This is a genomic window from Marinactinospora endophytica (assembly GCF_054780875.1).
The window spans coordinates 169619-195033 of the sequence record NZ_BAAGVM010000013.1 but is presented as its reverse complement, the minus strand read 5'-3'; the positions used below and the strand labels follow the sequence as shown (position 1 = coordinate 195033).

At 71.5% G+C, this 25415-nt stretch carries 19 protein-coding genes; 16 read left to right on the top strand and 3 right to left on the bottom strand.

Annotated elements, in window-relative coordinates; genetic code table 11:
• Positions 1-33 precede the first annotated feature (33 nt).
• Positions 34-987: an aldo/keto reductase gene (locus ACYVHU_RS22400; protein WP_078763800.1), complete on the bottom strand. Its 954-nt coding sequence runs from the start codon at positions 985-987 to the stop codon at positions 34-36.
• Between the two features lie 356 nt (positions 988-1343).
• On the opposite strand from ACYVHU_RS22400, the gene ACYVHU_RS22395 reads away from it, so the two are divergent.
• From ACYVHU_RS22395 to ACYVHU_RS22375, 5 genes are all read left to right on the top strand, one after another.
• Positions 1344-2498 carry an undecaprenyl-diphosphate phosphatase gene (locus ACYVHU_RS22395; protein WP_078763799.1) on the top strand — a complete coding sequence of 385 codons (1155 nt, stop codon included), beginning with the start codon at positions 1344-1346 and terminating at the stop codon, positions 2496-2498.
• Between the two features lie 69 nt (positions 2499-2567).
• On the top strand, positions 2568-3347 hold the full coding sequence (locus tag ACYVHU_RS22390; protein ID WP_498949433.1) for a histidine phosphatase family protein: 780 nt from the start codon (positions 2568-2570) through the stop codon (positions 3345-3347).
• A 74-nt stretch (positions 3348-3421) separates the two neighbouring features.
• Positions 3422-3649 (top strand): hypothetical protein, encoded by a 228-nt coding sequence (locus tag ACYVHU_RS22385; protein WP_078763797.1) that lies wholly within the window; start codon positions 3422-3424, stop codon positions 3647-3649.
• A gap of 68 nt (positions 3650-3717) precedes the next feature.
• Positions 3718-4305, top strand: coding sequence for a DUF3090 family protein (locus ACYVHU_RS22380; RefSeq protein WP_078763796.1), 588 nt, complete (start codon positions 3718-3720; stop codon positions 4303-4305).
• A 29-nt stretch (positions 4306-4334) separates the two neighbouring features.
• Positions 4335-5078, top strand: a complete 744-nt coding sequence (locus ACYVHU_RS22375; protein WP_078763795.1) for an SCO1664 family protein — start codon at positions 4335-4337, stop codon at positions 5076-5078.
• A 109-nt stretch (positions 5079-5187) separates the two neighbouring features.
• Here ACYVHU_RS22375 and ACYVHU_RS22370 read toward each other — a convergent pair whose 3' ends face one another.
• A complete protein-coding gene (locus ACYVHU_RS22370) occupies positions 5188-7608 on the bottom strand; it encodes an HAD-IC family P-type ATPase (RefSeq protein WP_078763794.1) in 2421 nt (806 codons plus the stop codon).
• A 230-nt stretch (positions 7609-7838) separates the two neighbouring features.
• Between ACYVHU_RS22370 and ACYVHU_RS22365 the strand changes: the two genes are divergently transcribed.
• The 6 genes from ACYVHU_RS22365 to ACYVHU_RS22340 all read left to right on the top strand — a co-directional run bounded on the left by ACYVHU_RS22365 (position 7839) and on the right by ACYVHU_RS22340 (position 15537).
• Positions 7839-8642, top strand: a complete 804-nt coding sequence (locus tag ACYVHU_RS22365; RefSeq protein WP_078763793.1) for an NRDE family protein — start codon at positions 7839-7841, stop codon at positions 8640-8642.
• A 183-nt stretch (positions 8643-8825) separates the two neighbouring features.
• Positions 8826-9005: a hypothetical protein gene (locus ACYVHU_RS22360; RefSeq protein WP_078763822.1), complete on the top strand. Its 180-nt coding sequence runs from the start codon at positions 8826-8828 to the stop codon at positions 9003-9005.
• 96 nt (positions 9006-9101) lie between these two features.
• Positions 9102-10328, top strand: a complete 1227-nt coding sequence (gene mshC / locus ACYVHU_RS22355) for a cysteine--1-D-myo-inosityl 2-amino-2-deoxy-alpha-D-glucopyranoside ligase (protein ID WP_078763792.1) — start codon at positions 9102-9104, stop codon at positions 10326-10328.
• Between the two features lie 174 nt (positions 10329-10502).
• On the top strand, positions 10503-12305 hold the full coding sequence (locus tag ACYVHU_RS22350; protein ID WP_078763791.1) for an HSP90 family protein: 1803 nt from the start codon (positions 10503-10505) through the stop codon (positions 12303-12305).
• Positions 12302-15022, top strand: a complete 2721-nt coding sequence (locus ACYVHU_RS22345) for an ATP-binding protein (protein WP_144390269.1) — start codon at positions 12302-12304, stop codon at positions 15020-15022. Before ACYVHU_RS22350 ends, ACYVHU_RS22345 begins: the two co-directional genes overlap by 4 nt.
• A 98-nt stretch (positions 15023-15120) precedes the next feature.
• On the top strand, positions 15121-15537 hold the full coding sequence (locus tag ACYVHU_RS22340) for an ABATE domain-containing protein (RefSeq protein ID WP_078763789.1): 417 nt from the start codon (positions 15121-15123) through the stop codon (positions 15535-15537).
• Positions 15538-15567: 30 nt separating this feature from the next.
• Here ACYVHU_RS22340 and ACYVHU_RS22335 read toward each other — a convergent pair whose 3' ends face one another.
• Positions 15568-16416: a PAC2 family protein gene (locus ACYVHU_RS22335; RefSeq protein ID WP_078763788.1), complete on the bottom strand. Its 849-nt coding sequence runs from the start codon at positions 16414-16416 to the stop codon at positions 15568-15570.
• 474 nt (positions 16417-16890) lie between these two features.
• On the opposite strand from ACYVHU_RS22335, the gene metH reads away from it, so the two are divergent.
• From metH to ACYVHU_RS22310, 5 genes are all read left to right on the top strand, one after another.
• Entirely contained in the window at positions 16891-20358 is a 3468-nt protein-coding gene (metH, locus tag ACYVHU_RS22330; protein ID WP_078763787.1) for a methionine synthase, read from the top strand.
• Positions 20355-21059 (top strand): HAD family hydrolase, encoded by a 705-nt coding sequence (locus tag ACYVHU_RS22325; protein WP_078763786.1) that lies wholly within the window; start codon positions 20355-20357, stop codon positions 21057-21059. Before metH ends, ACYVHU_RS22325 begins: the two co-directional genes overlap by 4 nt.
• Before the next feature lie 313 nt (positions 21060-21372).
• Entirely contained in the window at positions 21373-23124 is a 1752-nt protein-coding gene (locus tag ACYVHU_RS22320) for an ABC transporter substrate-binding protein (RefSeq protein WP_235001167.1), read from the top strand.
• 123 nt (positions 23125-23247) lie between these two features.
• A complete protein-coding gene (locus ACYVHU_RS22315; RefSeq protein WP_078763784.1) occupies positions 23248-23730 on the top strand; it encodes a cellulose synthase in 483 nt (160 codons plus the stop codon).
• Positions 23731-24361: 631 nt separating this feature from the next.
• Positions 24362-25387, top strand: coding sequence for an ABC transporter permease (locus ACYVHU_RS22310; protein WP_078763783.1), 1026 nt, complete (start codon positions 24362-24364; stop codon positions 25385-25387).
• Positions 25388-25415 lie beyond the last annotated feature (28 nt).

Here is a 25415-nt window from a genome sequence, read left to right as displayed (position 1 = left end):
CGTCCGTGTTCCGGGGCGCGTCCGGGGTTTCGGTCAGTGCGGGGCGGAGGCGTCGTTGAGGGCTTCGCGGATCTCGCGGGGGAGCCGGACGTTCTCGGTGGCGAGGATGTCGCCGAGTTGCGCGGCCGTGCGCGGGCCGACCGAGACCGCGGCCACCCGCGGCTGGTCGCGCACCCAGCTCAGCGCCACCGCGAGCGGGGAGACCCCCAGTCCCTCGGCGGCGGTGCACACCGACTCCACGACGCGGCTGCTGCGTCCGTCGAGGTAGGGCTCGACGTAGGCGGCCATGTGCGGCAGCGCGCCCCGGGACCCGCCGGGCACCCCGTTGCGGTACTTGGCGGTCAAGACGCCCCGGCCCAACGGCGACCAGGCGATCAGGTGCGCGCCACAGTCGGTCAGGGCCGGCACGAGGTCGTTCTCCACCCGGCGGTTGAGCAGGGAGTACTCGGCGCCGGCCGAGACGATCGGGGTGCGCCCGGCACCGCGTCCGGCGGACTGCCAGGTGGCGTACCTGGCGAACTGCCACGAGGCGAGGTCGCCGACGCCGGCGTAGCGGACCCGTCCCGAGGCGACGGCGGTGTCGACCGCGGCCAGTGTCTCCTCGATCGGGGTGCAGGGGTCGTGGACGTGGAGCTGCCACAGGTCGATGTGGTCGGTCTGCATCCGGCGCAGGGAGGCGTCCAGGGAGGCGAGCAGATGCCGGCGCGAGGTGTCGTAACGGCGGTGGTGGTCGGGGGCGTGCCCCGTCTTCGTGGCGATGATCACATCGTCGCGGCGTACGACCGTGCCCAGGAGCCGTCCGATGATGCGTTCGCTGTGCCCGCCGCTGTAAATATCGGCGGTGTCGATAAGGCTTCCGCCCGCATCCACAAAGGCGGCGAGTTGATCGGCGGCCTCTTCCTCTTCGGTGTCCTTGCCCCAGGTCATGGTGCCCAGGGCGATACGCGACACCCACAGTCCTGAACCGCCCACCTGTCGCTGTTCCATGGCGCGGAGAGTACCCTCTCGCGCGCTCCGCGGGATGGGAGCGGTGGGTGAATCACGAGTGGCTATGGGATGTCCCAAATGCGTATGAAGTTCGATCTGCGGTTTTTCTGGGTTGATCTCCCCACCCGCATCTCCGTCCACGCCGCAGTCGAGCCCTCCACGGTCAGAGTAAGCTGCCCTGGTCTGCCCCCTGCACGACGAGCCGGCCCGCGTGATCCTCCCGGGGCGCGGGGCTCGCCCTGCCCCGGTCCCTGCCCGGCCGCCGCGTCGATGCGCGGGAATCGGCCGGCCGGGAGGCGACGCCTCCCGGGCGCGATCCCCGCCATGGAAACCGACTGCCAGGAGTCAATCCCGCCGTGTCCATCTTCGAGGCCATCATCCTTGGACTAGTCCAAGGACTGACCGAGTTCCTGCCGATCTCCTCCAGCGGTCACCTACGGGTCGTCGCCGCCTTCTCCGGGTGGCCCGACCCCGGTGCCGCCTTCACCGCGGTCACCCAGATCGGTACCGAGCTCGCCGTGCTGATCTACTTCCGCAAGGATGTCTGGAACATCCTGTCCACCTGGACCCGTTCCCTGGTGCGCAAGGACCTGCGGCGGCACATCGACGCCCGCATGGGCTGGTACGTCATCCTCGGTTCGCTGCCCATCGGTATCGCCGGGCTGCTGTTCGAGGAGCCCATCGACAGCTTCTTCCGCGACCTGCGGCTGACCGCGCTCACCCTGATCATCTTCGGTGTGATCCTCGGCGTGGTCGACCACTACAGCCGCAAGCACCGGGAGCTGACCGACCTCACCGTCGGACGCGGCCTGACCTACGGTCTGTTCCAGATGCTCGCGCTCGTCCCGGGCGTCTCCCGCTCCGGCGCCACCGTCACCGGCGGCATGCTGATGGGCTTCAAGCGTGAGGCCGCGGCCCGCTACGCCTTCCTGCTCGCGATGCCCGCCGTGTTCGCCTCCGGCGTCTACAAGCTCAAGGACATCGGCGGCAACGAGTACGCGGGATGGGGCGCCACGCTCGTGGGCACCGTCATCGCCTTCGGCGTCGGCTACGCCGTCATCGCCTGGTTCATGCGCTTCATCTCCACCAACAGCTTCATGCCGTTCGTCTACTACCGCATCGCGCTGGGCATCCTCATCCTGACCCTGGTCAGCTTCGGCAAGCTCGACCCCTCCGGCGGCGCCGAGGCCGAGGGCGTCGGTGGCGAGGAGGTCACCATCTCCCAGGAGGCGCCGGCCGACTCCACCCCCTCGCCCGAGCCCAGCCCCTCGGTCGAGCCCAGCCCGTCTGCCTCGGTGAGCACCGATCCCGTCACCGGCTGGCCCATCGACCCCGAGACCGGCCTGGCCCGCGACCCCGAGACCGGCCAGCACAAGGACCCCGTCACCGGCGAACTGGTCCAGATCGACCCGGGTACCGGTCTGCCGATCGACCCCTACACCGGCCAGCCCTACGATCCGCTCGTGATCCACGGCGACCAGGCGCCCGCCGGGCAGGTTCCCGGGGCCTGAGCCCCTCCCTCTCACCGGCCGCCGCGGACCCGCTCCGCGGCGGCCGGGCCCTTGTTAGGGTGGGCCACCATGGGCACCCCTGAGCACCCGCGTCCCGGCGGGTCCCCGACCCCGGACGGCCGTTCCGCCGACACCTCCCCCACCGGCTCGGTCACGTTGCTGCTGGTCCGTCACGGGCTCACCGAGCTCACCGGGGCCACCCTGGCCGGGTGGACCCCGGGAGTGCACCTCGACGAACGGGGGCGGGCCCAGGCCGCCGCGCTCGCGACGCGCCTGCGCTCCCTGCGGCTGGCCGCCGTCGTCTCCAGCCCGCTCGAACGCTGCCGCGAGACCGCCGAGGCCGTCGCCGCGGCCAACCCCTCCGTCGGCGAGGTCGTCACCGACGAGCGCTTCGGCGAGTGCCGCTACGGCGACTGGACCGGCCGCCCGCTCACGGAGCTGGCCCGCGAACCCCTGTGGGAGGTCGTCCAGGCCCACCCCAGCGCCGCGCGTTTCCCCGGGGGAGAGAGCCTGGCCGAGACCGCGCACCGGGCCGTGGCCGCGGTACGCGACTGGAACCGGCGGTTGCAGGCGCCGGACGGCGACAGCGCCTACCTGGTGTGCAGCCACGGTGACGTCATCAAGGCGATCGTCGCCGACGCCCTGGGCCTGCACCTCGACCAGTTCCAGCGGATCCAGGCCGACCCCTGCTCGCTCACCGCCATCCGCTACACCCGGACCCGCCCGTTCCTGCTCCGCGCCAACGACGTGGGCGGTGGCGTCGCCGACCTGCTGCCCCGGCCCGGTGAGTCCTCACCCGACGCGGTGGTGGGCGGGGGCGCGGGAGGCGCGCGCGACGAGAACCGGTGACCCCGCCCTGCGCCCGACCCGTTTCCCGGGTATTGCGGTCCCGCGGAGGGGGAGGAAGGGTAGGGTCTGCTGACATGGAAGGCGCCATGGAGAGCGGGCGGACCGCCCCCTGCACCATCCGGGCCGGGCAGCTCACCGGACAGACCAGGGTGACCGACACCGGTTCCCAGACCGCGATCCTGCACGCGGGTCCGATCGAGATCGCCTGCGACTGGAGCAACCGAGCTGGTCTCATCCAGCTCGCCGCCGCGGCGATGCACGCGCTGACGATCGTCGACGGCAACGGCAGGATGGAGATGTGAACGGCTAGTCCTCGGGGCGGCGGGCCGCCGGATCGCCACGGCGGACACGATCCTCTAGGGTTTCAGCCATGCCCGTGTTCCAATACGACCCTCCCGAGCGCTTCGTGGCCGGCACCGTCGGCCAGCCCGGTGAGCGGACCTTTTTCCTCCAGGCCGTCGGCGGCGGTCGGATCACCAGCGTCGTCTTGGAGAAAGCCCAGGTCGCGGCGCTCGCCGAGCGCATCGAGGAGCTTCTCGACGAGGTTCGGCAGCGGTTCGGCGTGCAGGCGGGCGATCTCGCGGCCACCGACCCGATCGACGACGCCCCGTTGCAGCAGCCGATCGAGGAGGACTTCCGGGTCGGCACGATGGCGTTGGCCTGGGACCCCGACACCGGCCGGGTCGTGATCGAGGCGCAGGAACTGGACGAGGCGGCGGCCGAGGCCGCCTTGGACCCCGACGGAACGGAGACGGAGCTCGAGGTCTTCGCCGAGGAGGCCCACAACCGCGACGTGCTGCGCGTCCATCTCACCCCGGCCGCGGCCCGCGCCTTCGCGGGCCGGGCCATGAGGGTCGTCGCGGCGGGCCGGCCGAACTGTCCGCTGTGCGGCCGGCCGCTCGACCCGGCGGGGCATATCTGCCCCCGCCAGAACGGTTACAAGCCCACGGGCCGGTGATGCTCCGGCCGGCCCGGCCAGGAGGGGAGATGACCGCGTCCTTTGACGGACTCACCACCACCGACGCCGAGGAGCTCCTGCGGGTGGGGGAGCTCTCGGTGGCCGGCCGGCTGGCCGACGCCTCGAACGTCACCCTGTACTGCACGGTCAGCGCCGCGGGGGCCAGCGCGGCGTGCGTGTACAAACCCGTCGCGGGGGAGCGCCCGCTGTGGGACTTCCCCGACGGCACCCTCGCCGGCCGCGAGGTCGCGGCCTACGCCGTCTCCGAGGCCCTGGGCTGGTCGATCGTCCCGCCCACGGTCCACCGCGACGGCCCCTACGGCGAGGGCATGGTGCAGCTGTGGATCGACGGCGACCCCGAGGCCGACCTGATCGAGCTGTCGCGGCGTGAGGATCACCAGGGGCTGCGCCGCATGGCGGTCTTCGACGCCGTCATCAACAACTCCGACCGCAAGATCGGCCACCTCCTGCCGACACGGGAGGGCCACCTCTACGGATGCGACCACGGCGTCTCCTTCGCCGAGGAGTACAAGCTGCGCACGGTGCTGTGGCAGTGGCGGGGCGAACCCCTGACCCAGGAGGCCCTGGAGGCCCTGGTCCGGTTGCGCGGGCGGCTGGCCGAGCCCGACGACCCGTTGAACGCCGAACTCGCCCGCCACCTCACCGGCCCCGAGCGCTACGCGATGGTCCGCCGGGTGGAGATCCTGTGCGAGCACCGGATCCACCCCTATCCCTCCCCGGACTGGCCCGCGGTCCCCTGGCCGCCCGTCTGACCCCCGCTCCTTTGGAGCGTGACCCCGCCCCGGCACAGCGCCGCCGGCCGCCCCCTCCACGGGGCGGCCGGCGGCGCGCTCCACGGCCCGCGCGCCGGGCCGGGACGCCTCAGGAACGGCGCAGCAGACGGTCGTCCACGAGGCGGATGACGGTGATGAGCGTGGCCGCCGCGCCGGCCACCACCAGGCCCGTGACCAGCTTGGCGGGGTCGCCGGTGTCCAACGCGAAGAAGGCCTGGCCGGCGGGGCTGAACAGGGCCACGAGCAACAGCCCCGCCATCGCCCCGACCAGCGCGACCTTCCACCACACATAGGGCTTGGCGACCAGCAGCAGCACCCACAGCGTCGTCGCGCACAGGGTGACCACCACGGCCGTGCGGTCGGCGAGCGTGGGCGTGGCCGCGCCGTCGAGCACGAGCAGGTAGGTGGTCACCGCGGCGATACCGCTGACCAGCCCGGCCGGGACGGCCAGGCGCAGCGTCCGCCCGACGAAACCGGGACGGGCGCGCTCCCCGTTGGGGGCCAGGGCCAGGAAGAACGACGGGATGCCGAAGGTGAGCGCGTTGATCAGGGTCGCGTGCCGGGGGAAGAAGGGGTAGGCCACTCCGATCAGGCCGACGATCGTGACCATCGTCATCGAGTACACCGTCTTGGTCAGGAAGAGGTTGGCCACCCGTTCGATGTTGCCGATCACGCGCCGCCCCTCGGCGACGACGTGGGGCAGCGTGGCGAACCGGTCGTCCAGCAGCACGATCTGGGCGACCGAGCGCGCGGCCGGGCTGCCCGACCCCATCGCGACGCCGATGTCGGCCTGTTTCAACGCGAGCACGTCGTTGACCCCGTCGCCGGTCATGGCGACGGTGTGGCCGCGTTCCTGGAGGCCGGTGACCATCGACCGCTTGTGCTCGGGGGAGACCCGGCCGAACACCCGGCCCTGTTCGACCTGCGCGGCGAAGTCGCCATCGTCCTCGGGCAGGCCGCGCGCGTCCACCGGGGCGTCCGCGCCGGGCAGTCCCAGCTCGCGGGCCACGGCGCCCACCGAGGTCGCGTTGTCGCCGGAGACGACCTTGACCTCGACGTCCTGGTCGGCGAAGTAGCGCAGTGTCGCGGCGGCGTCGTCGCGCACCCGCTGCTCCAGCACGACCAGCGCGACCGGGGCGACCTCGCCGGGGGCGTTCTCCCGGTCCACCCGTTCGCCGGCCCGGGCCAGCAGCAGCACCCGCAGTCCAGCCGCCCCGATCCGTTCGGCGTCGGCCGCGACCGGGCTCGTCGGCGGGGCCAGGACGTCGGGGGCGCCGATCACCCAGTGCCGTTCGCCGTCGGGGGTCTTCAGGGTCGCCCCGCTCCACTTGCGGGCCGAGGAGAACGCGGCGACGGCGACGACCGGCCACGTGGGGGCGCTGGGGTGGGCCTCGGCGATCGCGGCCATGCTGCGGTTGGGGCTGGGGTCGGCGGCGGCCAGCGCCGCCAGGATGTCGTCGACGGAGTGCGCCCCCGTGGGGTCGAGCACCCGCACCTCGGCCACCCGCATCCCGTTCTCCGTGAGCGTGCCGGTCTTGTCCGTGCACACCACGTCGACGCGGGCCAGCCCCTCGATCGCGGGCAGTTCCTGCACCAGGCAGTGGCGCCGTCCCAGGCGGACCACCCCGACCGCGAACGCGATGCTGATGAGCAGCACCAGCCCCTCGGGGATCATGGACACCAGCGCCGCCACCGTGCCGCGCAGCGCGTCGGCCAGCGGACCCGAGATCGTCCCGCCGCTCGACGTCGCGTCGGTGACGTGGCCGCCGAGGAACAGCTGGCTGTAGATGAGCAGCGCGCCGGTGGGCAGCAGCAGCCAGGTGATGATGCGCAGGATCCGGTCCACGCCCGAGCGCAGCTCCGAACGGACCAGTCCGAACCGGCTCGCCTCCTCGGCCAGCCGCGCGGCGTAGGCGGCGCGCCCCACCCGGGTGGCCCGGAACAGGCCGCTACCGGCCACCACGAAGCTGCCCGACAGGATCGGGTCGCCGGGGCGTTTGAGCACCGGGTCGGACTCGCCGGTGAGCAGCGACTCGTCCACCTCAAGGGCGGAGGCCGACACCACCACGCCGTCGACCACGGCCTGTTCGCCCTGACCGATCTCGATGACGTCGTCCATGACCACCTCCTGGGTGGCCACGTCGACGGTGGCGCCGTCACGCAGCACCCGCGGACGCGCCGCGTTGACGATGGCGAGCCGGTCCAGCGTGCGCTTGGCGCGCAGCTCCTGCACGATCCCGATCAGCGTGTTGAAGACGATGACCAGGGCGAACAGGCCGTCTTGAAGGGGGCCGATGACCGCGATGATCGCGAACAGCACCGCGACCATCGCGTTGATCCTGGTGAACAGGTTGGCGCGGACGATCTGGCCGACCGTCCGCCCGGACCGGACCGGGACGTCGTTGGCCTGTCCGGCCGCGATCCGTTCGGCCACTTCGGCCGAGCTCAGGCCGCGCGCCTTGTCGAGGACGGGCGCGGCGGGAGGTTGCCGGCCGTTGTAGTCGGACATCCGTTCTCCATCTCGGGGCGGGAAGGCCCGCGGCCGGCAGGCCCGTCCCGCGCGAAGCGCGTGGAGGGGCCGCTGCCACAATAGGGGCCTGCGGGCGCTGCGCTGAGCTTATGGGAGGGACGATCCCGCTGCGGTAGTGCCACCATCACGAGTGGATCGGGTGTTCGCACCCGCTTCCCGGGTTCGGTCCGGATCCCGTGCCGGCCGGTCCGGCGCCGAGGGGAGGCCCCATGTGCACGGTCGTCGTCTTCCACGATCCGGCGGCGCCGGTTCCGCTGCTGATCGCGGCCGTGCGCGATGAGATGACCGATCGTCCTTGGCTGCCGCCCGCCCGGCACTGGCCAAGGCTGCCCGAGGTCGTGGGGGGACGGGACCTGCGAGCGGGCGGAACGTGGCTGGCGGTCGCCCCGGGGGCCGTCCCGCGCGTGGGCGCCGTACTGAACGGGTTTCCCGAGGTCACCCCGAGGATGGAGCGCGCGCCGGCCGAGGAGGGCGGGCCGGCCGGTCGGAGCAGCCGTGGAGAGCTCCCCTTGTCGGCGGCGGCCCACGGAGCGGTGCCGGACGCGGCCGAGGCGGCGCGCTTCGACCCCTTCCACCTGCTGCGGGCCGATCCGGCGGAGGCGGTCCTGTACTCCTGGGACGGCGCCCGGCTCCTAGGCAGGAGGCTGCCGCCCGGGGTGCACGTCCTCGTCAACAGCGGCTGGGATCCCGAGGCTCCCCGGGCCCGCCGCCACGCGCCGCTGTTCACCGCGGCACTTCCACGGACGGGGGCCGGGGAGCTGCGCGCCGCGAGCCGGCCGGAGGAGATCTGGGGCGGCTGGCTGTCCCTCGTGAACGAGGCCGCGGCCGGGCCCGCGCGCGGCGCAGGGGAGGAGGGCGGGGACTCCTCCGCCCTGTTCGCCCGGATGGATCTGCCCGGCGGGCGCGCCTGGGCCAGCACGTCGGTGACCCTGCTGGCCGTCGCGCCGGGGGTGGTGCGCTACGCGTTCAACGGGAGCCCGGGCGACCCCGGGGCCTGGTACATGGTCGGTTGAGGGACCGGGCGGCGCGCATCCGCACCCGCCCACGGGTAAACCCATGTCCCGGGAAACACGTCCTCTCCAGCGTAAACAACGAGCAACGGGCTGTCGGCGGGGCCGATGAGGCACGACGCCGGGCGTCCGATGCGTGAGGAGGTGCGTGTCCCGGTGCCTGGGCCGTCACCCGGACCGGGGGACATGGGCGGATCCGCCCACCTCTCCTGGGAACCGGCGTCATACTGGTTACTCTACGTCGTCGCGCTCGTGGCCGCCCTCGTCCACTGGCGTCTGGGCAACCACGCCATGGCCGTTGTGTGCGGGTGCGCGGTGGCGGCCAGCGTCGGGTTGATCGTCCGGCTCCACCGGAACGGGGCGTGACCGCGCGGGGGCGCAGAGCCCCCGCCGACCCATCTCACTCCGGGAAACCCTGCGTCACCACCTTTTCCGCCCAGATGGGCGGATAGTCTCTACGTTATGCGTTCCTGGTCTGCGCCCGACATCGCCAGCCTGCCCGGTAACGGCGGGCCACTCCGCGTCCACGACACCGTCACCGGTGGCCTGCGTACCACCGACCCGGGGCCGACCGCGCGGATGTATGTCTGCGGCATCACCCCCTACGACGCCGCCCACCTGGGGCACGCCTTCACCTACCTGACCTTCGACCTGGTCAACAGGGTCTGGCGGGACGCGGGCCACCAGGTCGACTACGTCCAAAACACCACCGACATCGACGACCCGCTGCTGGAGCGCGCCGAGGCCACCGGCGAGGACTGGCGGGCACTGGCCGAGCGCGAGATCCAGGTGTTCCGCGAGGACATGGCGGCGCTGCGCATCCTGCCGCCGCGCGCCTACGTGGGCGTCGTCGAGTCCATCGACCTCATCGTCGAGTTCATCGAGAAGCTGCGGGCCCGCGGCGCCACCTATGAGCTCGACGGCGACATCTACTTCTCGGTGGCCGCGGCCCGCGGGTTCGGCGAGGTCAGCGGCCTGGACCGCGAGGAGATGCTGCGGCTGTTCGCCGAGCGCGGGGGCGACCCGCAGCGTTCCGGGAAGAAGGATCCGCTGGACTGGCTGCTCTGGCGGGCCGAGCGGCCGGGCGAGCCGGCCTGGGACACCTCGCTGGGACGTGGCCGCCCCGGCTGGCACGTCGAGTGCAGCGCCATCTCGCTGCGCGAGCTCGGCATGGGCTTCGACGTCAACGGGGGTGGAGACGACCTCGTCTTCCCCCACCACGAGATGGGCGCGGCCGAGGCCCGCTGTGCCACCGGCACCCACCCCCAGGCGCGCAACTACGTCCACGTCGGCATGGTCGGCCTGGACGGCGAGAAGATGTCGAAGTCGCGTGGCAACCTCGTCTTCGTCTCCCGCCTGCGCGCCGCCGGGGTCGACCCGATGGCCATCCGCCTGGCCATGCTGCCGCACCACTACGCCACGGCCTGGGAGTGGACCGACGCCGAGCTGGCCGGCGCCACCGAGCGCCTGGAGCGCTGGCGGGCCGCGGTGGCGGCCTCCTCCGGCCCCGACGCCGCTCCGGTGCTCGACCGCGTCCGCGCCGCCCTGGCCGACGACCTTGACACGGCCACCGCCGTCGCGGCCGTCGACGCCTGGGCCGCGGCGGTCCTGGCCGGTGAGGGGGCGGACCCCGAGGCGCCGGCGCTGGTACGCGCCACGGTGGACGCTCTCCTCGGCGTCGAGCTGTAGCCGCCGCTCTCCCGCTCCGGTGCCGCCTTCCCGGGCGGCACCGTCAAGGGGGCGTGGCCGCGGGACGAGCACCCAGGTAAAAAAGCGGCAAAACCGTCATCGGTCTGCGTTACGGTTCAACCGCCGCATCCCGCGCGGGCGCGTGGGGCGTCATGCGGCGGGAGAGGACGAGACGTGGCCGAACGGGCCTTCCAGGTCGATCTGCGCGGAGTCGTCGACCTGCTGAGCCGACACCTGTACTCCAGCCCCCGGGTCTACCTGCGCGAACTGCTGCAAAACGGCGTGGACGCCATCACCGCGCGCCGGGCCGCCGACCCCCAGGCTCCGGCCGAGGTGCACATCGAGCCGCCGGGCACCGGAGGAGACGACACCCTGCGGGTCCACGACTCCGGGATCGGCCTCACCGAGGAACAGGTGCACGAGCTCCTGGCCACCATCGGACGCTCGGCCAAGCGCGACGAACTGGGCTACGCCCGGCACGAGTTCCTGGGGCAGTTCGGCATCGGCCTCCTGTCGGGGTTCCTGGTGGCCGACGAGGTGGAGGTCGTCACCCGCTCGGCCGGGGGAGGGCCGACGATCCGCTGGATCGGGCGGGCCGACGGCCGCTACCGCGTGGAGAAGGCCGCCGAGGAGCGGCCCGAGGTCGGCACGACGGTCGTGCTGCGCCCCCGCCCCGGCTGCGAGGAGTGGTTCACCACCCGCACGATCACCGAACTCGCCCGTGAGTACGGCTCCCTGCTCCCCGTCACGCTGACCGTCGGCCCCACCCCCGTCACCGGCGACGCGGTGCCCTGGCGGGCCGCCCACGCCACGCCCGCCCGGCGAAGAGCCGCGCTGGAGTCCTACTGCCGCGAACTGTTCGGGTTCACCCCGCTCGACATCATCGACCTGGAGGTCCCCGAGGCCGGCCTGAGCGGCGTCGCCTTCGTCCTGCCCACATCGGCCAATCCCACGGCCCGGGCCACCCACCGGGTCTACCTCAAACGCATGCTGCTCGCCGGCAACGTCCCCGACCTGCTGCCCGATTGGGCGTTCTTCGTCCGCTGTGTGGTCGACGCGGAGGAGCTGCGTCCCACGGCCTCGCGCGAGGCGCTGTACGAGGACGACCTGCTCGGCCACGTCCGAGAGGCGCTGGGCGAGCGGCTGCGCGACTGGCTGGTCGCCCTGTCCCAGAGCGACCCCACCCGGTTGCGCGAGTTCCTGCGGTTGCACCACATCGGGGTCAAGGCCCTCGCCGTCCACGACGACGGCATGCTGGAGCTGGTCTACCGCTGGCTGGAGTTCGAGACCAGCGACGGCGCGATGACGCTCGCGGAGTTCGCCCGCCGCCACCCCGACGCCCGCTTCACCCGCGACGTCGACGAGTTCCGCGGCCTCTCGGCGGTCTCGGCCGCGCAGGGCATCGGCCTGGTCAACGGCGGCTACGTCTACGACGCCGAGATCATCGAGCGCCTGGGCGAGCTGGATCCGAAGCTGCGGCTGCGCCCCCTGGACCCCGGCGAGCTCAGCACCAGGTTCGGCATGGTCGACTCCGCCACCGGACTGCGCCTGCGCGACTTCCTCGCCGCGGCCGAGGGCGCGATGGACCCCCTGGGGTGCGCCGTCGTGGTCCGCGAGTACGCCCCGGCCGCGGTGCCCGCGCTCTACCTGACCAGCCGGGCCGCCGAGCACCAGGCGGAACTCAACGAGTCCCGGGCCGCGGCCGACCCTTTGTGGGCCGACGTGCTGGGCGCTTTGGAGCCGGCGCTCGCCGCGGACCGTCCCCGGCTGGTGCTCAACCACGCCAACCCCCTCACCCGGCGCGTGACGACGCTGACCGACCCCGACCTCATCGCCCTGGCCGTGCGCTCGCTGTACGGCCAGGCGCTGCTGCACGGGCGACACCCCCTGCGTCCGGCCGACACCGCGGCGCTCAACCAGTCCTTCCTCGGACTGCTCGACTGGGCGGTCCGATCCGACCCCGAGGAGAACACGTGAGCGAGCGCGACTGGCGCGACCTGTTCGAGCAGGCGGCCGGCCTGCCCTATGGCACGGCCAAGACCCTGGTCATGGAAGAGGCGTTGCGCGCCGCCACCGTCGCGGGCGCCGACGAGTTCGACCTGTTCCACCTGCGCATGCGCCTGACCAGCGCCTACCAGCACGGGGGCGAGCCCGCCAAGGCGTTCACCACCTTCTCCCGGTGCCTGAGCGCCTTTGACGCCGACCCCGCCCGCTACGGGACGGGCGCGCAGGAGCAGCTGCTCTGGCACTTCAAGTGGATCGTCAACTCCCTCACCGAGTTCCCCGAGATCCCGCTGGAGCGCACCTACGCCGTCCTCGACGACATGGAACGGCGCTACCGCGAGGGCGGCCACAGTCTCCAGGCGGTCCACCACTACCGCAACGTCGTCGCCCGCCACATCGGGGACGCGGTCACCGCGGCCGAGCAGTTCGAGCTGTGGCGCACCACGCCGCGTGACGGCAACTCCGACTGCGAGGGCTGCGACCCCTCCTCCATGGCCTCCCATCTCATCCTGGCGGGCGCGGACGAGGCGGCGATCGAGCTGGCCCGCCCCGTCCTCGACGGCCACCTCACCTGCACCGAGCAGCCCCAGGACATCCTCCGCACCCTGATGCTGCCCTACCTGCGTACCGGCCGTCCCCAGGAGGCCGTCGACGCCCACCGTCGCGGTTACCGGGTCCACCGCCGCAACCCCGCGCACTACCTCGCGGCCATCGGCGACCACCTCTACTTCTGCGCGCTCACCGGCAATGAGGCGCGCGGCCTGGAGATCCTGGAACGCCACCTGGGGACCTATGACACGCCCCCCACCCCGCATGACGCGATGATGTTCGCGGCCTCCGCCGCGCTGCTGCTCGACCGGCTCGCCGCCACCGGTCACGGCCACCTGACCGTCGGGCGCCCCGCCCACGGCGACCGCCCGGCCGGCGACGTCACCGCCCACGAGCTGCGCGATCTCCTGCGCGCCGACGCCCTGGAGATCGCCGCGCGCTTCGATGAGCGCAACCGCACCACGGCCCAGGGCGATCGGGTGCGGGCCCGACTGGAGGCCGAGCCGCTCTTTGACCACCTGCCCCTCAGCGAACACGCGCCCCGGCCGGCCCGTTCCCGCACGTCGATGTCGCCGGCGGACACGCCCCGTCCCCGGGTGGACACCTCCGGGGACGGCGCGGAGCTGCTGGAACGGGCCGTGGGGCTGTGGCGGGTCGGCCGCTGCCAGGCGGCCCGGACGGTCCTGGAGCGCTTCGACGCTCTCGCCCGCGAGGCGCAGCCGTCCGCCGAGGCCCTCGCCCGCCGCACCGAACTGGAGGGTGGCCTGCGCGGATGGGCGGGCGACCTGCCGGGCGCGGCCGAGGCCTTCCGCGCGGCCGCCGAGGCGTTCGCCGCCGTCGGCCTGGACATCGAGCGCCACCGGACCCTCGGCCGTCTGGGCGCCCTGCTCCTGGAGCAGGGAGAGGAGGCCGGACGGGAATACCTGGAGGCCGCGCTGGAACACCAGGATCTTCACGCCGACGTCGATGAGCGTGTCATGACGCGGGTCCGCTACGCCCAGGTCCTGCTGGGGGAGGATCCACAGCGGGCGCTGGAGCTCATCGAGGAGGCCGCGGACCTGGGACCGGAGGAGCCCACGACGGTCCTCGCCGTCCGCCGGGCCCACGCCCACGCGATGGTGCGCGCCGACGCCGCTGTGGAGGAGTTCGCCGCGGAGCTCGCCGTCGTGCGCGAGACCGCCCGGGCGGTGGGAGCCCCGCTGGCCCTCGCCGAGGCGTCCCTGTGGCACGCCCAGGCCCTCCAGGCGCTGGCGTCGCAGGGAGGCGACGACAAGCCCGTGGACGCGGCCTTCGCCGAGGCGGTCGCGCAGGATCCCGATGAGGTCCCCGACGGGTTGCGGGCCACGGCGCTCTTCCTCCAGGGCCGGTGGCTGCACGGGACGGAACGGTCCGCCGAGGCGATCGCGCCGCTGGCGGAGGCGGTCGCCCTGTTCACCGCGTCGGGGCAGGCCGAGCCCGCCGCCCACGCGCGTTTCCCGCTGGCCGCCGCCTACCTCGCCGGTGAACGCCACCTGGAGGCCGCGGAGGTGGCCGAGGAGGCCCTGGCGGTCGAGGAGGAGGCGGGCTTCGACAAGGGCGAGCGCATGGCGCTGCGGGAGATCCTGGCCCGCTCGCTCACGGCCATCGGCGAGGTCGAGGACGCCCTGACACGGTGGGAGGAACTGATCGGACTGGAGGGCGCCGAGCAGACCACGCCCGCCCTGGCGATGCTCACCGACGAGACGGCGCTGCTGCTGAGCGGCCTGGACCGGGACGCCGAGGCCGCCGCCCGCTTCGACGCGGCCGCGCGGATGTGGGAAGAGCTGGGCGAACCCTTCCAGGCCGCCGACCGCCACCAGCGTGCCGCCATGTCGCACCACTGGGCGGGGGAACACCAGGAGGCGCGATCGGCCTCACAGCGGGCGGAGGAGTGGCTGGACCGCGCGGTGGCCGATTCCGGTCTGGACATCCCCGAGGAACAGGCCCACTGGACCCGTGCCTCGATCCGCTTCGACCGGGCCAGGCTCCTGTGGAACGAGCAGCCGGGCGACGCCGAGAGGGAGGCCGAGGCGGCCATCGGCCTGTTCCGGGCGGCCGGGGACGAAGAGGCGGCGAGCACGGCCGAACGCCTCCTGACCGCCATCCGCGAGAGCGGCGAGTGAGCGCCGCCGGTCGTCCGTCGTCGCGCGCGACGACGGACGACCGGCACCGGACCGACGAAACGTCATGGCGTGGTCGCGTCGCGTGGTGAGATGAGATCATGACAACCCCCACCGACACGAGCGCCGCCGCGGCGCTCATCCGCGCCTTCGTCCTTTCCGGAGACTCCCTGTCCGACCGGGCGGGGCTGGCCGCGTTCCTGCGTAAGCACCGGCTGGTCACCGAGGGGGCGATCCCCATCACGCTGGCCGACCACAGCGAGGCCGTCACGTTGCGCGACGGTCTGTACGCGCACCTGCGCCACGCCGCGGGCGGGCAGCCCGACCCCGAGACGGTCGCGCGCGCCCAACGAGTCCTCGACGGCCTGCGGGTGACCGTCCGGCTGGCGCCGGGCGAGGCCGCGCTGTCACCGCTGGCCCCGGCCGTGGTCGACGAGGTCCGCCGTGGCCTGGCCCGCATCGCGGGAGCCTGGGCGGCGGTCGTCGCCACCGGCGAGTGGCGCGCCATCCTGCCCTGAGCAGGACGGCGCGCCCGGTCTCCGGGGACCTCAGCCCTGGCCGCGCCGTTTGAGGTAGCGCTCGAAGTCCCGGGCGATCGCCTCGCCGCTGGCCTCGGGCAGCTCGGCGGCGTCCTTGGCCTCCTCCAGGCTGCGCACGTAGCCGGCGATGTCGGAGTCCTCGGAGGCGAGCTCGTCCACGCCGTGCTCCCAGGCGCGGGCCTCCTCGGGCAGCTCCCCGAGGGGGACGGTGAGGTCGAGGATGTCCTCGACGCGGCGCAGCAGCGACAGCGTCCCCTTGGGGCAGGGCGGCTGGGCGACATAGTGGGGGATGGCCGCCCACAGCGAGATCGTCTCCAGCCCGGCCGCCCCGAAGACGTCCTGGAGCACGCCGACGATGCCGGTGGGCCCCTCGTAGGAGGCCGGTTCCAGCCGCACCGGCAGCGACGCGGCCAGGGAGGGCGGCGAGACCACGCCGGTGACCGGAACCGGTCTGGTGTGCGGGGAGTCGGCGAGCAGCGCGCCCAGCAGGATGACCCGGCGCACGCCCAGTTCGCGGGCCACCGCCAGGAGATCGCTGGAGAAGCCGCGCCAGCGCATGTTCGGCTCGATCCCGCGCACCAGCACCACGTGTCCGCCGCCGGAGGGGCGGGCCAGGGACACCCGGGTCGCCGGCCAGGTGATGCCGCGGTTGTGGCCGTCGGCCATCGTCACACGTGGCCGTGTGACCTGGAAGTCGTAGTAGTCGTCGGAGTCCAGGCGCAGCAGCTCCCGCGCCTCCCAGACCGTGGCCAGGTGCTCGATCACCGCGCTGGCCGCCTCACCGGCGTCGTTCCAGCCATCGAACGCGGCCACCATGACGGGCTCGACGAGCTCGGGAACGCTGTCGAGCTCAGGCACAGGCCGCCTCCTTACATTCCGGATGTCCGTTCTGGGACAGTCCGGTCGACAACATCGACATCCAATCGTGCCCGCACCGTAACGGACCAGGCCTTCCGTGTGGAGGGGTTTTCCCGCGGGCGGAGCCGGGCCACTTGTGGTCGGACGGACCCACCCTATGCGTTGGCCCTGCCACGTCGCAGGGGGCGAGGGGCAAGTGTCGGCCAGCCCACTGCGCGGTGACGCGGTGGTGCCTCGTTGACCTGGAGGGACGACTCATCACCCCTGTGTCAACAGCGCTGCGCCCCCGGATGTTCCGGACCTCTTCGGGGCGGGAGGGGCGGAGGGGGGTGAGGTATCGTCGTGCGAGGTGGCCGGAAACGCCGCGTTCTGCCGCCCCGCGGCGTGAGGACACAGGGGTCCCCGGCCGCGTGGTCCGCCCCGCCGCGGACCTGCCAGGGTTCGGGCGGTCCTCCGACACTAAAGTTGTGAGCCATGAGTTCTCGCCCCTCCTTCCGGGAAGTCCTGTCCAAGCGCGTCATCGTGGCCGATGGCGCCATGGGCACGATGCTTCAGGCACACGACCTCGACCTCGACGACTTCCAGGGGCACGAGGGATGTAACGAGATCCTCAACGTCACCCGTCCCGACGTGGTGCGCGCCACGCACGCGGCCTTCCTCGACGTCGGTGTCGACTGCGTCGAGACCAACACCTTCGGGGCGAACTTCGGCAACCTCGGCGAGTACGGCATCGTCGAGCGCACCTACGAGCTCGCCGAATCCGGCGCCCGCGTCGCGCGGGAGGTCGCCGACTCCTACTCCAGCGCCGACCACCCGCGCTACGTGCTGGGGTCGGTGGGGCCGGGCACCAAACTGCCCACGCTGGGCCACGCGGCGTTCGCGACGCTGCGCGACTACTACCAGCAGTGCGCCCAGGGGCTCATCGACGGAGGCGCCGACGCGATCCTCATCGAGACCTGTCAGGACCTCCTCCAGACCAAGGCCGCGGTGATCGGCGCGCATCGGGCCCGCGTCGCCTCGGGGGTCGACGTCCCGGTGATCGCGCAGGTCACCATCGAGACCACCGGGACCATGCTGCTGGGCTCGGAGATCGGCGCGGCACTGGTGGCGTTGGAGCCGCTGGGAATCGACGCCATCGGGCTGAACTGCGCGACCGGTCCCGCCGAGATGAGCGAGCACCTGCGCTACCTGTCGCAGCACTCGCGCCTGCCGATCTCCTGCATGCCCAACGCGGGCCTGCCCGAGCTGGGCGCCGACGGCGCGGTCTACCCGCTGCAGCCCGGAGAGCTGGCCGACGCCCACGAGGCGTTCGTCTCGGAGTTCGGGCTGTCGCTGGCCGGCGGGTGCTGCGGCACGACACCCGAGCACCTGCGCCAGGTCGTCGAGCGGGTCGCGGGGCGGGGCGTCAAGAACCGCCGGCCCCTCAGCGAGGCGTCGGCGGCCTCGCTCTACCAGAGCGTGCCGTTCCGCCAGGACACCAGCTACCTGGCCATCGGCGAACGCACCAACGCCAACGGCTCCAAGGCCTTCCGCGAGGCGATGATCGCCGAGCGCTACGACGACTGTGTCGAGATCGCCCGCGACCAGATCCGTGACGGCGCCCACATGCTCGACCTGTGCGTCGACTACGTGGGTCGCGACGGCGTGCGCGACATGCGGGAACTCGCCTCGCGCCTGGCCACCGCCTCCACCCTGCCGTTGGTCCTGGACTCCACCGAGCCCGAGGTCTTGGAGGCGGGGCTGGAGATGATCGGCGGGCGCGCGGTCCTCAACTCCGTCAACTACGAGGACGGCGACGGGCCCCAGTCCCGTTTCGCCAAGGTCGCCTCCCTGGCGGTCCAATACGGCGCCGCCCTCATGGCGCTGACCATCGACGAGGAGGGCCAGGCGCGGACCGCGGAGAAGAAGGTCGAGATCGCCGAGCGGCTCATCACCGAGCTGACCGGCGACTACGGCATCCGCGAGGCCGACATCATCATCGACTGCCTGACCTTCACCATCGCCACCGGGCAGGAGGAGTCGCGCCGCGACGCGCTGGAGACGATCGAGGCCATCCGCGAGCTCAAGCGGCGCCACCCCGACGTCCAGACCACGCTGGGCCTGTCCAACGTCTCCTTCGGTCTCAACCCGGCCGCGCGGATCGTGCTCAACTCGGTCTTCCTGCACGAGTGCGTCGAGGCGGGGCTGGACTCCGCCATCGTGCACGCCTCCAAGATCCTGCCGATGAACCGGATCCCCGAGGAACAGCGCACGGTCGCGCTCGACATGATCTACGACCGGCGGTCCGAGGGCTATGACCCCCTCCAGAGGTTCCTGGAGCTGTTCGAGGGGGTCGACGCCCAGCAGCTCAAGGCCTCGCGCGCCGAGGAGCTGGCGGCCCTGCCGCTGTGGGAGCGGTTGGAGCGGCGGATCATCGACGGTGAGCTCGTCGGGATGGAGGCCGACCTCGACGAGGCGCTGGCCGAACGCCCGGCGCTGGCCATCGTCAACGACACGCTGCTGGCCGGGATGAAGGTCGTGGGCGACCTGTTCGGCTCGGGCGAGATGCAGCTGCCCTTCGTCTTGAAGTCGGCCGAGGTGATGAAGGCCGCCGTCGCCTACCTCGAACCGCACATGGAGAAGAGCGACGACGAGGGCAAGGGCCGCATCGTGCTCGCCACGGTCAAGGGCGACGTGCACGACATCGGCAAGAACCTCGTCGACATCATCCTGTCCAACAACGGCTACGACGTCGTCAACCTGGGCATCAAGCAGCCGGTGTCGGCGATCCTGGAGGCCGCCGAGCAGGAACGCGCCGACGTCATCGGCATGTCCGGCCTGCTGGTGAAGTCGACGGTGGTGATGAAGGAGAACCTGGAGGAGATGAACTCCAGGGGGCTGGCCGAGCGCTACCCGGTCCTGTTGGGAGGGGCCGCGCTCACCCGCTCCTTCGTCGAGCAGGACCTCGCCGAGCTGTTCGACGGCGAGGTGCGCTACGCCCGCGACGCCTTCGAGGGACTGCGCCTGATGGACGCCTTCATGGCGGTCAAGCGCGGCGTCCCGGGCGCGAAGCTGCCCGAACTGCGCCAGCGGCGGGTCAAGACCGGCGCCCGGTTGAAGGTGACCGAACCCGAGCAGATGCCCGAGCGCAGCGACGTCGCCGTCGACAACCCGGTCCCCGAGCCGCCGTTCTGGGGCGACCGGATCAGCAAGGGGCTGCCGCTGGCCGAGTACGCGGCCTTCCTCGACGAGCGCGCGACCTTCATGGGGCAGTGGGGACTGAAGGGCTCGCGCGGTGACGGCCCCTCCTACGAGGAGCTGGTCGAGACCGAGGGGCGTCCGCGGCTGCGCATGTGGCTGGACCGGATCCAGACCGAGGGGCTGTTGGAGGCGGCCGTCGTCTACGGCTACTACCCCTGCTACAGCGAGGGCGACGATCTCGTCGTCCTCGACGAGGACGGGGGCGAGCGCACCCGCTTCACCTTCCCGCGCCAGCGCCGTGACCGGCACCTGTGCCTGGCCGACTTCTTCCGTCCCAAGTCCTCCGGCGAGCTCGACGTGGTGGCCTTCCAGGTCGTCACGGTCGGCTCGGCCATCAGCAAGGCCACCCAGGAGCTGTTCCAGAAGAACGCCTACCGCGACTACCTGGAGCTGCACGGCCTGTCGGTGCAGCTGACCGAGGCGCTGGCCGAGTACTGGCACACGCGGGTGCGCGCGGAGCTGGGGTACGCGGGCGAGGACCCGGCCGACCTGGACGCGTTCTTCAAGCTGGGGTACCGCGGTGCCCGGTTCTCGCTGGGCTACGGCGCCTGCCCCGATCTGGAGGACCGCGCCAAGATCATGCGCCTGCTGGAACCGGAACGGGTCGGTGTGACGTTGTCCGAAGAGTTCCAGCTCGTTCCCGAACAGGCCACCGACGCGATCGTCGTCCATCACCCGGAAGCGAAATACTTCAACGTATGACCTCCATCCAGAGCCCCGCCCCCGTATCCCCCCGACCCGCCACCGATCTCCAGGCCGTCCTGTTCGACATGGACGGCACCCTGGTCGACACCGAGGGGATGTGGGGCGACACCGAGGCCGAGGTCACCGAGGCGCTCGGTGGCACGTGGACCGACCACGACCACCGGAGCAACGTCGGCCGAGCGGCCGGCGCGGTCGCCGGCTACATCATCGACCTGACCGGTACCACGGTCGGTCCTGATCGGGTCGTCGCGATGATGTACGAGGCCATGCGGCGCAGGGTGGAACAGGGGGCGCAGCTGCGCCCGGGCGCCGCCGAACTCGTCGCCGACGTGGCGGCGGCGGGTATCCCGGCGGGCCTGGTCACCTCCACCCACCGCGGACTGGCCGAGACGGTGCTGGAGCAGATCGGCGCCGCGTACTTCGACGTGGTCGTGGCCGGTGACGAGGTGGCGCACAACAAGCCCCACCCCGAGCCCTATCTGAAGGCGGCGCGGCTCCTCGGCGTCGACCCCACCCGCTGTGTCGCGGTGGAGGACTCCCCGACCGGGGTGGCCTCGGCGCAGGCGGCCGGCTGTGTCACGGTGGCCGTCCCCCACAAGGTGCCGCTCGAACCGGCGCCGGGCCGCACGGTCATCCCCTCGCTCGAGGGGGTCGACGCGGCGTGGCTGCGCGGCCTGGTGGAACAGCCCCGCGGCTGAGCCCGACGTGGGACGGTCCGGGCGGCCCCGCGGACCAAGGAGGCGACGGATGAACCGTCGCCTCCTTTCTGTATTCACCTGATTTCAGAGCGTTTTCGGAGGATCGCGGTCACATCGGCTTTCAATCACGATTGGGACACGCCCGGGAAAACGGGAGGAATTCAAATAGAGTGCCGCATGAATCGATGGACGCCATCCGTACCGGTCGGTTCGTCTGCCCTTCCTATCGTCCGGTCACTCGGTCACCACCGGCCCCGGACACCCGTCCTTCGACCCCGTGAGAGAGGCCACGACATTGAGAAGACGACGCGCATTGGCGTTCGTTGCGGCGGGAGCCGCCGCGACCCTGCTGCTCGGCGCCTGTTCGGGCGGGGGAGATGACGGGGGCGGAGCCGCCGCCGACGTCGAGTTCAACCAGGGGCTCACCGAGAAGGTCAACGCCTCCGACGCCCAGGGCGGCACGCTGCGCTTCGCGATCTCCGCCAACATGGAGAGCACCGACCCGGGCAACACCTACTACGGCTACATCTGGAACTTCAGCCGTTTCTACGCCCGCACCCTCTACACCTACGCCACGGAGCCGGGTGAGGCCGGCCGCGAGGTCGTCCCCGACCTGGCCGCCGAGCTGCCCGAGGTCAGCGACGACGGCCGGACCTGGACGGTCAAGCTGCGCGAGGGCCTGAAGTACGAGGACGGCTCGCCGATCGTCGCCGAGGACATCAAGTACGCGATCGCGCGCAGCAACTTCGGCGACCAGGCCCTGCCCAACGGTCCCAAGTACTACCAGCAGCTGCTCGACCAGTCCGGTGACTACGAGGGGCCCTACGCCGACCCCGACGACCCGCTGGCCGGCTTCGACGCGATCGAGACCCCCGACGACACGACTCTGATCTTCCACCTCAAGGAGCCGTTCGCCGACTTCACCTACGTGATGGTGCACCCGCAGAGCGCGCCGGTGCCCGCCGAGGCCGACAAGGGCGAGCAGTACCAGACCCGGGTGGTCTCCTCCGGTCCCTACAAGTTCGAGGAGGACTGGAACCCCGGCAGCGGCCTGTCCCTGGTCCGCAACGACCAGTGGGACCCCGAGACCGACCCGATCCGCAAGGCGCTGCCGGACCGGATCACGGTCGAGGAGGGGGTCGAGCAGAACGAGATCGACCAGCGTCTGGTCAACGGCGGGCTCGACGTCGACCTGGGCGGCACCGGCCTGGGCCCGGCGATGAAGGGCCAGGTCGTCACCGACGAGGCCGAGAAGGTCAACCTGGACAACCCCGAGAACGGGGCGCACTACTTCCTCAACCTCAACGTGCACGTCAAGCCGTTCGACAACCAGGCGTGCCGGCAGGCCGTGCAGTACGCGATCAACCGGGACGCGGTGCAGCGCGCCTGGGGCGGTGACATCGGCGGCACGATCGCCACGCAGGTCCTGCCGCCGTCGATCGCGGGCGCCGACCCCGAGCTCGACCTGTACCCCTCGGAGAACAACCAGGGGGACATCGCCCAGGCCGAGGCCAAGCTGGAGGAGTGCGGCGAAGAGGGTGGGTTCTCCACCAACATGGGCATCCGCTCCGACCGTCCGGCCGAGGTCGCCGCGGCCGAGGCCGTCCAGGAGTCGCTGGCCCGCGCCGGCATCGAGGTGAACATCAAGCAGTACCCCTCGGACACCTTCACCAACACCCAGGCGGGCTCGCCGGACTTCGTCCACGAGAACGAGCTGGGCATCAACCTCTACGGCTGGATGCCGGACTGGCCCAGTGGCTACGGTTACATGAGCCAGATCCTCGACGGTGACGCCATCAAGGAGGCCGGCAACTCCAACATCTCCGAGCTGGACGACCCCGAGATCAACAAGCTCTTCGACGAGGTCGTCACGATCGAGGACGAGGCCGAGCGGGTCGAGATCTACGCCGAGATCGACCGGCTGGTCATGGAGCAGGCCGTGCTGGTGCCGATGGTCTTCCACAAGTCGGTTCTCTACCGGCCGGACAACCTGACCAACGCCTTCTTCAACCCGAGCTGGAAGATGTACGACTACATGGCGCTCGGCACGACCGCGACCGAGTAGCCGTTCCCGCCGACAGCCCTTCGCGCCCCGGGCGCGAAGGGCTGCGCGCGTCAGGGCCGGTTTTCCCTTCCCTAGGGGAGCTACCGGATGCGACGGCGCAGGTCACGGTGCGAGACTGAGGACATGCCGACGCAGATTCCGTTCGAAGGCCAGGTGCTGGGAGCGGCCCTCACGGTGGTGGGGCTGCTGATCTCTTGGGGGGTGTGGCGGCGTAAGGGGGCCGCGGCGGGCCTGCGCGGTGTGGCCTGGTCGCTGTTGCCGCTGGCCGCGGGGCTGATGGGGATGTTGACGGTGCTGTGGGGCATCGTCGCCGATCTCGTCCGCTTCTTCGCCCGGTTGGCGTTCGACCCGCTGGTGTGGGCGGGGGTCGCCGTGGCCGGGCTGGCAGTGGTGTTGTGGGTGGTGTCGGGGATCATGCGGGCGCGTGGGGCCGGTGGGCGGCGTCCCAAGGCCGCGGACGCCGGCGCGCCGAAGGCCGCGCAAGGCCCGCGGACGCCCCAGGTGGAGGCCTCGCCGGGGACGGGCGGAGCTCGTCCGGCCAAGGCGTCCGAGGACGACGACTTCAGCGACATCGAGGAGCTGCTGCGCCGCCGCGGCATCGGCTGAGGGTGCGGAGTGGCGGGGATCACACCGTGGCCCAGGGGGTCGCCCTCGCCGCGGCAAGCTCCCCTAAACGAGGGCCGAAAGCGAAGCGAACCCCTTTAGCGATCGGCCTTTCCGGTGTCCACTGTTTTTCGGTCGCCGTTCCCGTTCCGGGAGCGGCGACCGTTGTGTGTCCTAGATGTGGCGAAAAGTGTGTTTCATGTCCATAGCATGGAGGGGTGAGCATAACGAATCGTCCATGCCGAGGCGCGTCTCGGTGAGCTGGGCGAGCCCGTCGTGCACACTCTGTTCCGGTCGCCTTTCCCAGCGTGATGTGACCTGAAGTGACGGATCTATGAGGCTCGTGTCACGATTCAGCCACAACGCGGCAAATTGGACGATCGGGAATGTATCGCGGCGTAAATTGTTCGCCGTGCGCTACCCGGCGCACAGCGTGCGTTAGCTGTGTTTACTTCGGCCGTTAAGTGAGCCCGTGCGCGCGCCCTTGACGGAGAGCCACCCACTCACCGTCAGTAACGGCAGACCGCCGGGGCGCGGGCGGACGCCTGCGTCGCCGAGGAAGCCGACCGTCCGGGGAATCCACCGGAGTCAACGCCGCAGCCACAAGCGGGAGTAGTGGGGGAGTAGTGGTGCCATGACCGCGCCTTTGGACGCACCGGAGTCGGCGCAGAAGGCCGAACCAGAGGCGATCACCGAAGGCGTTCGCAACACCGCGAACAGGTCCCTTCGGCAGATCGCCTGGCAGCGTTTCAAGCGGGACAAGGTCGCCATGGCCGGCGGCGTCGTCGTCATCCTGCTGATCCTCACCGCGATCCTGGCCCCCGTGCTGACCAAGCTGTTCGGCTACCCGCCGAACGAGTTCCACCAGAACCTGATCGACCCGCTCACCGGTGGCGTCCTCAACGACCCCAACGACCCGATGAGCGGTCTGGACAAGACCGGCGGCATCAGCGGGGACCACCTCCTCGGCCTGGAGCCGGTCAACGGGCGCGATCTGTTCAGCCGCATCGTCTACGGCGCCCAGATCTCGCTGCTCGTCGCGTTCTGCGCGACCCTGCTGTGCGTCTTCATCGGCACCGTGCTCGGCATCGTCGCCGGTTACTTCGGCGGCTGGGTCGACACCGTCATCAGCCGGGCGATGGACATCTTCCTCGCCTTCCCCCTGCTGCTGTTCGCGATCGCGCTCGCCGGCGTCATCCCCGACGGGGCCTTCGGCCTCACCGGCAACGGGCTGCGCGTGGGAGTGCTGATCTTCATCATCGGCTTCTTCAACTGGCCCTACATCGGGCGAATCGTCCGGGGTCAGACGCTCAGTCTCAAGGAGCGCGAGTTCGTCGAGGCGGCGCGCAGCCTGGGAGCCAGCAACACCCACATCCTGTTCCGGGAGCTGCTGCCGAACCTGGTCACGCCGATCCTCGTCTACTCGACGCTGCTGATCCCGACCAACATCATCTTCGAGGCGTCCCTCTCCTTCCTGGGCGTCGGCATCAACCCGCCCACCCCCAGCTGGGGCGGCATGCTGTCGAACTCGTTGCAGTACTACACGACGTCCCCGCACTTCGTGATCATCCCCGGCCTGGCCATCTTCATCACGGTCCTCGCGTTCAACCTGCTCGGTGATGGCCTCCGCGACGCCTTCGACCCCCGTTCCTCCGACTAGCGCCACCGGATTCCCGTCACCTGGGACA

Coding starts and splice junctions, on each gene's coding strand:
- ACYVHU_RS22400 (WP_078763800.1), bottom strand. CDS start 987: ATGGAACAGCGACAGGTGGGCGGTTCAGGACTGTGGGTGTCGCGTATC.
- ACYVHU_RS22390 (WP_498949433.1), top strand. CDS start 2,568: ATGGGCACCCCTGAGCACCCGCGTCCCGGCGGGTCCCCGACCCCGGAC.
- ACYVHU_RS22385 (WP_078763797.1), top strand. CDS start 3,422: ATGGAAGGCGCCATGGAGAGCGGGCGGACCGCCCCCTGCACCATCCGG.
- ACYVHU_RS22380 (WP_078763796.1), top strand. CDS start 3,718: ATGCCCGTGTTCCAATACGACCCTCCCGAGCGCTTCGTGGCCGGCACC.
- ACYVHU_RS22375 (WP_078763795.1), top strand. CDS start 4,335: ATGACCGCGTCCTTTGACGGACTCACCACCACCGACGCCGAGGAGCTC.
- ACYVHU_RS22370 (WP_078763794.1), bottom strand. CDS start 7,608: ATGTCCGACTACAACGGCCGGCAACCTCCCGCCGCGCCCGTCCTCGAC.
- ACYVHU_RS22365 (WP_078763793.1), top strand. CDS start 7,839: ATGTGCACGGTCGTCGTCTTCCACGATCCGGCGGCGCCGGTTCCGCTG.
- ACYVHU_RS22360 (WP_078763822.1), top strand. CDS start 8,826: ATGGGCGGATCCGCCCACCTCTCCTGGGAACCGGCGTCATACTGGTTA.
- mshC (WP_078763792.1), top strand. CDS start 9,102: ATGCGTTCCTGGTCTGCGCCCGACATCGCCAGCCTGCCCGGTAACGGC.
- ACYVHU_RS22340 (WP_078763789.1), top strand. CDS start 15,121: ATGACAACCCCCACCGACACGAGCGCCGCCGCGGCGCTCATCCGCGCC.
- metH (WP_078763787.1), top strand. CDS start 16,891: ATGAGTTCTCGCCCCTCCTTCCGGGAAGTCCTGTCCAAGCGCGTCATC.
- ACYVHU_RS22325 (WP_078763786.1), top strand. CDS start 20,355: ATGACCTCCATCCAGAGCCCCGCCCCCGTATCCCCCCGACCCGCCACC.
- ACYVHU_RS22315 (WP_078763784.1), top strand. CDS start 23,248: ATGCCGACGCAGATTCCGTTCGAAGGCCAGGTGCTGGGAGCGGCCCTC.
- ACYVHU_RS22310 (WP_078763783.1), top strand. CDS start 24,362: ATGACCGCGCCTTTGGACGCACCGGAGTCGGCGCAGAAGGCCGAACCA.